This is a genomic window from Streptomyces sp. NPDC094147 (assembly GCF_044764265.1).
Lineage (GTDB): Bacteria > Actinomycetota > Actinomycetes > Streptomycetales > Streptomycetaceae > Streptomyces.
Genome location: NZ_JBIWHT010000048.1, coordinates 18,087 through 29,230, shown reverse-complemented (window position 1 = coordinate 29,230; position 11,144 = coordinate 18,087). Strand labels below are relative to the sequence as shown.

Here is an 11,144-nt window from a genome sequence, read left to right as displayed (position 1 = left end):
GGATGATCCACACCAACCAACCCAAGACCCCCAACATCACCAGCCACAACCGAACCCGAAAGCCAAAAACGATCACGCCGGAACGCATACGTGGGGAGATCGATCCGGTGGCCTCCCGGGTAGGTCGCGGGCAGGTCGAGCGCGCTGCCCCTCAGGTGCAGAAGGGCGAACGCCGCCGTCACGGTGACGGTTTCCGGGCGCCCGGACCGCAGGAGCGGGACGACCGCGCCCGGCTCCGCGGTCAGGCAGTCCTGAACCATGGCGGTGAGTACGCCGTCGGGTCCCAGCTCCAGATACTCGGTGACACCGGCGGACTCCAGGAACCGCACGCAGTCGTGGAATCGGACGGCTTGCCGGATGTGCTGGGCCCAGTAGTCCGGCGAGCGGAGCTGGTCGGCGGTCGCGAGTCCACCGGTGACGTTGGAGACGACGGGGATGCGCGGCTCGTGGAAGGTGAGGTGTGCGCACACGGCGCGGAACTCGTCCAGCACCTCGTCCATGTGCGGCGAGTGGAAGGCATGGCTGACCGGCAGCCGCTTGCTCTTGTGCCCCTTCGCCCGCAGCTCCGCGGCGATCGCGTCGACCACGGCCTCGTCGCCGGAGATGACGGTGGCCCGGGGCCCGTTGAGGGCGGCGATGGACGCGGCGGCCGGTCCGTGGCCGGCCAGTGCCTCCCGGGCCTCGTCCTCCGTCGCCTGGAGGGCGGCCATCGCGCCTCCTGCGCGCGCTGCCTGCATGAGCCGGCCGCGCGCGGCGACGAGTGTGCAGGCGTCCGCCAGGTTCAGCACCCCAGCCACATGTGCTGCGGCGACCTCGCCGATGGAGTGGCCGAGCAGGAAGTCCGAGGTCTGCCCACGGCTCTCGGCCAGCCGGAAGAGCGCCACCTCGACGGCGAACAACGCGGCCTGTGTGAAGGCCGTCCGGTCGAGCAGCGCCGCTGCGGCGGTGCCCTCGGAAGCGAACAGCACCTCTTGGAGCGGCCGTGCCAGCAGGTCGTCCAGGTGGGCGCAGACGGCATCGAGCGCGGCGGCGAACTCCGGTACCTCTGCGTAGAGTTCACGTCCCATGCCCAGGCGCTGGCTGCCCTGCCCGGTGAACAGGAACGCGGTCTTGCCGCGGGCCGCGGTGCTGCCGTCGCGTACGACCGCGTGGGACTCCTCGCCGCGGGCGAGGGAATCAAGGCCGTGCAGCAGGTGCGTGCGGCCTTCGCCGACGACCGCGGCTCGCCGGTCCAGCACGGATCGCGTCGTCACCAGGGACAACCCGACGTCGGCGAGGGACAGTTCGCTGTTCTCGGAGAGGTGGGTGTGCAGGCGCCGGGCCTGTGCCCGCAGGCCGGTCTCGTCCCGGGCGGAAAGGAACAGGGGGACGGCCGCGGGGTCCTGGCGTACGGGCTCGACGACCGTCCGCGCCGGGGTGTCGGCGATGTCCGGCTGCTCGATGATGATGTGCGCGTTGGTCCCGCTGATCCCGAAGGAGGAGACGCCCGCCCGGCGCGGCCGGTCCGCCACCGGCCACTCCCGCGCCTCCGTCAACAGCCGGACCGACCCGGCCTCCCAATCCACATGCGTCGACGGCTCCTGCGCGTGCAACGTCCGCGGCAGCACCCCATGCCGCATCGCCTCCACCATCTTGATGATCCCGCCGACACCCGCGGCCGCCTGGGCGTGCCCGATGTTCGACTTCAACGAGCCGAGCCACAGGGGCTGTTCGGGTAACCGGTCGCGCCCGTAGGTGGCGAGCAGAGCCTGCGCCTCAATGGGGTCACCGAGACGGGTGCCGGTGCCGTGCGCCTCGACAGCGTCCACGTCATCCGGCCGCAGACCCGCATTGGCCAGTGCCTGCCGGATGACCCGCTCCTGGGAAGGGCCGTTCGGCGCCGTCAGACCATTCGACGCACCATCCTGATTCACCGCACTGCCCCGCACCACCGCCAGCACCCGACGCCCATGACGACGCGCATCCGACAACCGCTCCACCAGCAGCAGCCCGACACCCTCCGACCACCCCGTACCATCCGCGGCGGCCGAGAACGACTTGCACCGCCCGTCCACGGACAGCCCCCGCAGCCGCGAGAACTCGATGAAGGTGTTCGGTCCCGACATCACCGTCACGCCGCCGGCCAGGGCCATGTCGCACTCGCCCTGGCGGAGTGCGTTGGCCGCCAGATGCAGCGCCACCAGCGACGACGAACACGCCGTGTCCACCGTCACCGCCGGACCCTCAAGACCGAACGCGTACGACAGCCGGCCGGAGACCACGCTGGAGAGGTTGCCCGCGAGCAGGAAGCCCTCGTACTCCTCGGGGCTCTTGGCGAGGCGAGAGGCGTAGTCGTCGTACATCGCGCCCGTGTACACCGCGGTGTTGGTGCCGCGCAGGGTGGCGGGGTCGATGCGCGCGTCCTCGAAGGCCTCCCACGCCGTCTGGAGAAGCAACCGCTGCTGAGGATCCGTCGCCACCGCCTCACGCGGCGACATCCCGAAGAACTCAGGATCAAACTCATCCGCCCCGTACAAGAACCCACCATGCCGCGTATACGACGTACCCGCCCTCGACGGATCCGGGTCATACAGACCCTCCAGATCCCACCCCCGATTCCCCGGAAACTCACCAACAGCATCCACACCCTCAGCCACCAGACGCCACAAATCCCCCGGAGAACCCACACCCCCCGGAAAACGACACGCCATACCCACAATCACAACCGGATCGTCCTCGACCGGCATACGGACAGCCGGCACCGCCGCGGTGTCGGATCCGGAGAGCCGGCTGTGCAGATGGCGCGCGAGGGCGGCCGGTGAGGGGTGGTCGAAGACAGCGGTGGCGGGCAGCTGCAAGCCGGTTGCCGCGACGAGGCGGTTGCGGAGCTCGACACCCGCGAGGGAGTCGAAGCCGATGTCCTTGAAGGCGTGGGCGGGGTTGACGCCGCCGGCGTCGGCATGCCCCAGTACGCCCGCCACGATGGCGCGGACCTGGTCGAGGACCGCGTCGAGCCGTTCTCCCTCCGGGAGTTCGGCGATGCTCCGGGTCCATGCCGGGTCCGTTCCGGTCGGCCCGGAGCCGGGGCGGGCCGCCGTGCGGCGGTTCGCGGGGGCGCGGACGAGGCCGTTGAGGACCGGCGCCACGGGGCCGCCGACGAGGGCCGCGGGGTTCAACGCGGCCGGAACGGCGAGGGTCGCCGCGCCGCCGAGGGCGGTGTCGAACAGCGCGAGCCCCTTGTCGACGGGGAGCGGCAGGAACCCGGAGCGCGCCCACCGGGCGAGGTCCGCGTCGGCGAGGGTGCCGCCCATGCCGCTGTCCCACAGGCCCCAGGCGAGCGAGAGCCCCGGCAGGCCCTGGGCTCGGCGGTGGGCGGCGAGCGCGTCGAGGAAGGTGTTGGCGGCGGCGTAGTTGGCCTGCCCGGCCGCGCCGGTGATGCCGGACACGGAGGAGAACAGGACGAATGCCGTGAGTTGTTGATGCTTCGTCAGCTCGTGCAGGTGCCAGGCTCCGTCGGCCTTCGGGCGCACGACGCCCTCGATGCCCTCGGGGGTCAGCGTCGCGATGGTCGCGTCGGCGAGTACGCCCGCGGTGTGGACGACAGCGGTCAGCGGGCGCTCCGCCGGGATCGCCGCGAGCACGGCCGCCAGTGCGTCACGGTCGGCGGTGTCGCACGCGGTGATGACCACGTCGGCGCCCAACTCCCTTAGCTGGGTGTGGAGTTCGGCGGCGCCCGGGGCGGACTCGCCCCGTCGGCTGACCAGCAGGAGGTGCCGTACGCCGTGCGCGGTCACCAGGTGCCGGGCCAGCACCGCGCCCAGTCCGCCGGTGCCGCCGGTGATGAGCACCGTCCCGTCCGGGGCGAAGGAGGTGGGTTCGCTCGCGGCGCGTGCGGCCTCCCGGATGAGCCGCGGCGCCAGCAACTGTCCACCGCGCAGGGCGGATTGGGGCTCGCCCGAGGCCAGCGCGTGTGCCAGTGGCGCGTCCGGGGTGTCCACATCGACCAGCACCACGCGGCCGGGGTGTTCCGACTGGGCCGATCGCACCAGTCCCCAGACGGGCGACTCGGCCAGTCCGGTCACCTCCTCGTCCGGCAGCACCGCGACGGCGTGCGAGGTGACGAAGACGAGCCTGGTCGCGTCGGACCACTCCTCGGCCAGGAAGCGCCGCAGTACCCGCAGTGCGCGGCCGGCGGTGGCCGATGGGTCGCCCGGGTCGCCACCGGCCATGCGGACCACGATGTCGCCGTGGGACGCGACCGGCAGTTCGTCGTCGGCCGTCTCGGTCCACTGGGGCGTTCCGGCCGCGGCAGCCAGGACGGGCTGCCACTCCACTGCGAACAGGGAGTCGCGCACCGCGTCGTCGGGCCCGCGCAGCGCTTTCCTGGGCGTCGGCCGCAGGTGGAGCGAGCGGATGGAGGCGACCGGTCCGCCTGTCGCGTCGGCCAGGGTCACGGTGACGGCGTCGGGGCCGGCCGGCGAGATCCGGGCTCGCAGTTCGGTTGCCCCCGTGGCGTGCACCGTGACGCCGCTCCAGGCGAAGGGCAGGCGGATGAGGTCCGGCCGCGCGGGGTCGGCGGTGGCGAGCACCAGCGGGTGGAGCACCGCGTCGAGCAGAGCGGGATGGAGGGCGTAGCGCGTGGCTTCGTCGTGCTGGTCCTCGGGCAGCCGCAGTTCGGCGCAGAGGTCGTCGCCGTCGCGCCAGAGCGCGCTCAGACCTTGGAAGGTGGGCCCATAGACGTAGCCGAGGGCGCTGAGGCGTTCGTACGCGTCGGCGAGGGGCTCCGGCGCGACGCCGGTCGGGGGCCACTGGGTCAGTTCCTGCCCCGCGGAGGCGGCGGCGCCGAGCAGGCCCGAGGCGTGCCGGGTCCACAGGCGGGGCTCGGCCTCGCCGGTGTCGGGGCTCGCGTGGACGGTGAAGGGGCGGTGGCCGGTGGCATCGGGCGCGGCGACCGCGACTTGGACGCGTACGGACTGGCTCCCGGGCAGGGCGAGCGGCGCCTCCAGGGTGAGTTCGGCGACCTGCCCGGTACCTGTCCGGTCGCCCGCGGCCACGGCGAGTTCGAGGAAGGCCGTGGCGGGGACGAGCACGGTGCCCTCGATGGCGTGGTCGGCGAGCCAGGGGTGGCTGCTGACGGAGAGTCGGCTGGTGAGGAGAGTCTCGTCGCGACCGGCGAGTTCCACCGCCGCGGTGAGGAGCGGGTGCCCGGCGGGGTCGAGGCCGAGACGCCGGGCGTCGCCGCGGGGCTCGGCGCCGAGCCAGTAGTGCTCGCGCTGGAAGGCATAGGTGGGCAGGTCGACGTGGCCGGCGCGGGGGAAGAAGGAGGCCATGTCTGCGGTGGCGCCGGCGGTGTGGGCGCGGGCGACGGCGGCGACGAAGGTCTCGGCCTCGGGGCGGCCCGCACGCTGGAGCGGCACCACGGTCGCCCCGGTGCCTGTCCGAGCGGCATCGGCCAGCGGTGTGAGGACGGCGTCGGGGCCGACCTCCACCAGCACCGTGACGCCCTGGGCCTCCAGGGTCCGTACGGCGTCCAGGAAGCGGACGGGTTCACGGATCTGGCGCACCCAGTAGTCCGGGGAGCACAGGGTGTGGTCCGGGGAGGGCTCGCCGGTGACGGTGGAGACGAGCGGGATGCGGGGGGCGTGGTAGGTGACCTGTTCGGCCACGGCCCGGAAGTCCGCCAGGACTTCGTCCATGTGCGGAGAGTGGAAGGCATGGCTCACCCGCAGTCGGTGGGTGCGCCGGCCGCGGGCCTCCCAGGCCTCGGCCACGGTCGCGGCGTCGTCGGCGTCGCCGGAGATCACCACGGCCTGGGGGCCGTTGACGGCGGCCACCGAGACCGTGCCCTCGTAGTCGTAGTCGGCGAGCATCTCGCGGACCTCGTCCTCCGTCGCCTGGATGGCGATCATGGCGCCGCCCGCGCGGGCGTCCTCCATGAGGCGCCCGCGCGCGGCGACCAGCCGGGCGGCGTCGGCGAGCGACCACACCCCCGCGATGTGCGCGGCGGCCAGCTCGCCTATCGAGTGGCCCACGAGGAAGTCCGCGGTGAGACCGTGGTGTTCGAGCAGCCGGGCGAGGGCGACCTCGACGGCGAACAGGGCGGGCTGGGTGTACCTGGTCCGGTGCAGCGAAGCGGCGTCCGCCGCGGCGGCCCCGGCCGGGTGCTCGGTGGTCCCGGTCGCCTCGGCCGCGAACAGGACGCTGCGCAGCGGGCGGTCCAGATGCACGTCGAGTTCGGCGCACACGGCGTCGAAGGCGTGCGCGAAGACGGGGTAGGTGGCGTACAACTCCCTTCCCATGCCCAGGCGTTGAGCACCCTGGCCGGATAAGAGGAAAGCGGTGCGCCCGCTCTGGTCGGAGCTTCCGCGCTGTACCAGGGGGGTCTGCCGGCCGACGGCGAGGGCGTCGAGTCCGGCGAGCAGGTCGGCGGTGCCGGTCCCGGTGACGACCGCGCGCTCCTCGAAGGCGGTGCGGGTCGTCGCGAGGGCGTACCCGACGGCGGCGGGTGCGTGCTCGCCGTCGCGGAGCCGGTCGGCGAGGCGAGCGGCCTGGGCGCGCAGCGCGGCTTCGGTCCGGCCGGAGAGCACCCAGGGCAGTGGCGCGTCGGGGATGCCCTCACCGGCCGTGGTGGCCGACGGCTCGGCGCCTGCATCGCCGGCCGGGCCTTCGGTGGACTGAGCCTGCTCGACGATGACGTGTGCGTTGGTGCCGCTGATTCCGAAGGACGAGATTGCTGCCCGGCGCGGCCGGTCCGTCTCCGGCCAGGGGCGCTGCTCGGTCAGGAGTGCCGCCGCGGCGCCGGCCCAGTCGACGTCCGGAGTGGGTTCCGTCACGTGCAGCGTGCGGGGCAGCACTCCGTGCCGCAGCGCCTGGACCATCTTGATGAGGCCGCCGACGCCCGCCGCGGCCTGGGCGTGGCCGATGTTGGACTTCAGCGAGCCCAGGTACACCGGCGCCCGGCCGGCGCGGTCGCTGCCGTAGGTGGCCAGGATCGCCTCGGCCTCGATCGGGTCGCCGAGGCGGGTGCCGGTGCCGTGCGCCTCGACGGCGTCGACGTCGCCCGGCGCAAGGCGCGCGTCGGCCAGCGCCCGGCGGATGACGCGCTCCTGGGAGGGGCCGTTGGGCGCGGTCAGGCCGTTGGACGCACCGTCCTGGTTGATGGCGCTGCCACGGATCACGGCGAGCACCGGGTGGCCGTTGCGGCGGGCGTCGGAAAGCCGCTCGACGAGGAGCAGACCCGCGCCCTCGGCCCACGAGGTGCCGTCCGCGTCGGCCGAGAAGGACTTGCTGCGGCCGTCGGAGGCGAGCCCGCGCTGCCGGGAGAACTCGACGAACATGCCCGGCGACGACATGACGGTGACGCCGCCCGCGATGGCGAGGGCGGATTCCCCCGAGCGCAGCGAGCCCACCGCCAGGTGCAGGGCCACCAGCGACGACGAGCACGCCGTGTCGACGGTGACGGCGGGTCCGATCAGACCGAGCTGGTAGGCGATCCGACCGGAGATGACGCTCGATGTGGTGCCGGTGAGCAGGTGGCCGGCGACGGTGTGGTCGGCCTCGTGCATGCGGGGTCCGTAGTCGAGGGCCGTGGCGCCGACGAACACTCCGGTGCGGCTGCCGCCGAGGGTGCGGGGGTCGAGGCCGGCGCGCTCGACGGCCTCCCACGCGGTCTCCAGGAGCAGCCGCTGCTGCGGGTCCATGCCGAGGGCCTCGCGCGGCGAGATCCCGAAGAACCCCGCGTCGAACTCGGCGGCGCCGTGCAGGAATCCGCCCTGGTCGACGGAGCTGTGCCCGGTGCGCTCGGGGTCGGTGTCGTAGAGGCCCTCGTCCCAACCCCGGTCGGTGGGGAACGCGGACACGGCGTCCACGCCGTCGGCGACCAGCCGCCACAGGTCCTCGGGCGAGGCGACGCCGCCCGGGTAGCGGCAGGCCATGCCGATGATGGCGATGGGCTCTTGGTCGTCGGCCGGGGCGGACTGCGCGGCGACGGCCTCCGGCTCTTCGGCGCCCAGCAGTCGGTCCGTCAGGTGGCCGATGAGCGCGGCCGGGGTCGGCCGGTCGAAGAGCAGTCCGCTGGGCAGCCGCAGCCCGGTGGCGGTGGCGAGAGCGGAGCGCAGTTCCACCGACATCAGGGAGTCGAACCCGAGCTCCTTGAAGGTGAGTTGATGATCGACGCGCTGGTGGTCCGCGTGTCCGAGCACCGCCGCGATGTGCGCGGCGACCAGGTCGGCGACGGCCCGCTCGTCGGCCGGCCGCACCGGGGGGTACCCGGGCGCGGCCGTGTCCGGGGGCCGGGGGCCGGCCGGGTCCGCCGGTGCCGTCCGGCGGGCCGTGGTGTCGAACCAGTGGCGTTCGCGCTGGAAGGCGTAGGTGGGCAGCGCGGTGCGGCGGGCGCCGGTGGCGGCGTAGGGCGCGGTCCAGTCCACGTCCGTGCCGTGCACGAAGACCGTCGCGAGCGCGGTGGGCAGGGTCTGGGTCTCGGGGCGCCCGGCGCGGAGCGCGGCGACGGTCACCGCGGCGTCGGCGTCGCGCAGCGAGTCGGCGGCCATGGCCGAGCAGACGCCGTCGGGGCCGAGTTCGAGGTAGGTGGTGACGCCCTCGTCCTCCAGGGTCCGTACGGCGTCGAGGAACCGGACGGGGCGGCGCACCTGCTGGACCCAGTACTCCGGGGAGCGGAGCTCGTCGGGCTCGGCCGGGCGGCCGGTGACGGTGGAAACGATGCCGGTGTGCGGGCGGTGGAACTCCAGCCCGTCCACGACGGCCCGGAAGTCCGCGAGCATCGGTTCCATCAGCGGCGAGTGGAAGGCGTGCGAGACGGTGAGCCGCTTGGTACGGCGGCCCGACTCGGCCAGGACGGCGGCCACTTCGGCGATGGCCTCGGCCTCCCCGGACAGCACGACGGCCGTGGGGCCGTTGACGGCGGCGACGGTCAGCTGCTCCTGTCGGCCGGCCAGCAGCGGCAGTACTTCTTCCTCGGCCGCGGCCACCGCGAGCATCGCGCCGCCGGGCGGCAGCGCCTGCATCAGACGGCCGCGCGCGGCGACGAGTGCGGCGGCGTCCGCGAGGGAGAGCACGCCCGCCACATGGGCGGCGGCGATCTCTCCGACGGAGTGTCCGGCCAGCAGGTCGGGCCGTACGCCCCAGGACTCGACGAGCCGGAACAGCGCGACCTCGACGGCGAAGAGCGCGGGCTGGGTCCATGCCGTGTCGTTGAGTCCGTCGCCGGAGTCGATCACCTCGGCGAGCGGCCGCTCCAGGTGCGGAGCGAGCTGGGCGCAGACCTCGTCGAACGCGGCCGCGTAGGCCGGGTGGGCGGCGTACAACCCCCTTCCCATGCCGGGGCGTTGGGTGCCCTGGCCCGGGAACAGGAGCGCGAGCCGGCCAGGTCGCGCGGTGCCGGTGACCACCGTCGGGGAAGGGCGCCCCGAGGCCAGTGCGTCGATTCCGCCGAGCAGGGCGCGGCGGGCCGCCGCGCGGTCGGCGTCGGCGGTGTCGGCGAGGACGACCGCCCGGTGGGCGAAGACCGTGCGGGTGGCGGCGAGCGACCAGCCGACGTCCACCGGGTCCCAGGCGTCGGGTCCGTCCTGCGTCGCCCGTACGGTGTCGCGCAGCCGTTCCGCCTGGGCCCGCAGGGCAGCTCCGTCGCGGGCCGAGACGACCCACGGCAGCGAGGCGGGCAGAATCGGGCCCTCCCCCGAGGGGACGGCGGGCTCGGGGCCATCGGTCACCACGACGTGGCAGTTGGTGCCGCCCATGCCGAACGAGCTGACGCCGGCGATCAGTTGACGGTCCTGGTGCGGCCAGGGAACGGTCGTGTCCGCAACGGTCAGGCCGAGCTCCTCGAAGGGGATCTCCGGGTTGGGGGTCTCGAAGTTCCGGCTCGCCGGCAGCATCCGGTGCCGCAGGCTGAGCAGTGTCTTGAGCAGCCCCACGATGCCGGCCGCGCCTTCGAGGTGACCGACGTTGGTCTTGACCGAGCCGATCAGGAGCCGGTCGCCGTCGGTCCGTCCGGCGCCCAGCGCCGCGCCGAGCGCCGCCGCCTCGATCGGGTCGCCGACGGGCGTGCCGGTGCCGTGCGCCTCGACGTACTGCACGCTGCGGGGGTCTATGCCGGCCTTTTCGTGCGCCTCCCGGATCACCCGCTCCTGGGCGGCGCTGCTGGGCACGGTCAGGCCGGGGGTGGCTCCGTCGTTGTTGACGGCGCTGCCGCGGATCACTCCGTATATGCGGTCGTTGTCGTCCAGCGCCCGCTCCAGCGGCTTGAGGACGACCGCGCCGCCGCCCTCGCCGGGCACGAAGCCGTCGGCCCTGGCGTCGAAGGCGTAGCTCGCGCCGCTGGGGGACAGCCCGCCGAAGCGCTCCTCGGTGACCGTGTGCTCGGCGAGGATGTTGAGGTTCACCCCGGCGGCGATGGCCGTGTCCGCCTCGCCGGTCCGCAGGCTCTCGCAGGCCAGGTGCACGGCGACGAGTGAGGAGGACTGGGCGGTGTCGACGGTGAGGCTGGGCCCGCGCAGATCGAGGTGGTACGAGACGCGGTTGGCGATGACGCCTCGGTTCAGGCCGGTCATGGTGTGCTGGGTGATCGCTTCGGTGCCGTGCTGGTAGAGCAGGTTCGTGTAGTCGTCGCGCAGGGTGCCGACGAAGACGCCCGTGCGGCTGCCGCCGAGCGCCGCGGGCACGATCCCGGCGTCTTCCAGGGCCTCCCAGGCCAGTTCGAGGACGAGGCGCTGCTGCGGGTCCATGGCTGCCGCCTCGCGCGGCGATACGCCGAAGAAGCCGGCATCGAATTCACCGACCGCGTCGAGAAATCCGCCGCGCCGCCCGTTGGGGCCGTCCGTGACAGCCGTACCACCGGTCCGCAGCAGCTCCCAGAACGCCTGCGGTCCAGGCACCTTCGGTAGGCGGCAGGACATCCCGACAACAGCGATTTCCTTCATAGCCGAGCGATTCCCTTCATAGCCGACGAACAACAGCCCAAGTGATTTCGGGAATGTGATCAACAGTCTGACTACGGGCACCCCAGTGCTCAGTAATGTGCCGGTAACTGCCTCTGACCAGGGGGCCGGTGAGCTGGCTGTTGCCTGACGATGAACCCCCGGTGGAGAGCGTTCGGCTACCTTCGGGCCACCGCTCGACCCCGGGCCTCTACACCAGAGAAAGTGGGA

1 protein-coding gene is annotated in these 11,144 nt (G+C 73.2%); it reads right to left on the bottom strand.

Going from position 1 to position 11,144, the window contains the following annotated elements; translation table 11 throughout:
- The coding region (locus ACIQ8J_RS33940) for a type I polyketide synthase (protein ID WP_403608068.1) at positions 1 to 10,916 on the bottom strand (10,916 nt) is incomplete at its 3' end.
- Positions 10,917 to 11,144 lie beyond the last annotated feature (228 nt).